At 30.9% G+C, this 973-nt stretch carries 1 protein-coding gene; it reads left to right on the forward strand.

The features are described from left to right. Positions 1 to 786 precede the first annotated feature (786 nt). On the forward strand, positions 787 to 973 hold a 187-nt coding region (locus tag LC419_RS23415), incomplete at its 3' end, for a hypothetical protein (RefSeq protein ID WP_223609619.1).

The following is a 973-nucleotide window of genomic DNA, read 5'->3' on the forward strand; positions in this document are numbered from 1 at the left end:
AACCATAGAAATCCGACTGATTCCAACTATAACTATTCGGCACGCCCTGCAATAACCATTTCAGACTCTTTTTGCAGCTCTCCGATCAGACTCCGTTTGTGGCAGGGCTTTAAAACTTTTTTTTCGATAATATACCTTGCTGCCTCCAAATCCAGGGCAAGGTTAGCGTACATCCTTTTCAGTTTCGCATTAATTGTTTGAGCCGTTTTAGCTCACCGGATTCCATTCCACCATACTTGTTCCGTCATTTAATAGAAAGTCTAGTTGCTGATGTCGTTTACTCGGCACAATTCTTCATTGCTGGTTACTCCGTCGTAGTCCTTCAGAATCTTAGTTATGCTTACAATAAAACATACTTGATAACTTTTTTTAATTTTTTAATAACAAATACTAACTATTGTAGAAGCATTTTATTTATTAAAATTCTAGTTATTTGCACATCAAATAATATTCGAATATTTGGTTGACAAATTGTTTTACGAAGACATAAATTATTAATAATTAGTTTATTTTTTGTCTAATAAATTTGTCTATTAAATTCACTTCCCAATTCCAGAAATATTAAAATAATCACTCTAATTCTAAAAAATAGATATATTTTTTTGCTATTATCGATTTTTAATGATAAACGTATAAATCTGGAGTAAATAATTTTATTATTTAAAAAATAATAAATTGAAACTTATCCGCAAAGTGAGATATGTATAATAACTTGAGGATTTAAATAATATTGATAGTTAATATATAGTGTGAAAATTATTCGAAAACAAATGAAAAACATAGCAAATGAATTTAAGAATTAAAATTTTTGGTGCGGCTCAGATCGTACTGTCAGCAATGATGATGAATGCACAAACTTCAACGGCTAAACTGCCGGGCGACCCTACGCTTCCCTCTACCAAAGAGACCCTTGACAAGCTGATTTCCTATGATAAAGGGAATTTTAAATACAAAGTAGAAGATTATTTTGCAA

The sequence above is a fragment of the Chryseobacterium sp. OSA05B genome, assembly GCF_019970065.1.
Taxonomy (GTDB): Bacteria; Bacteroidota; Bacteroidia; order Flavobacteriales; family Weeksellaceae; genus Chryseobacterium.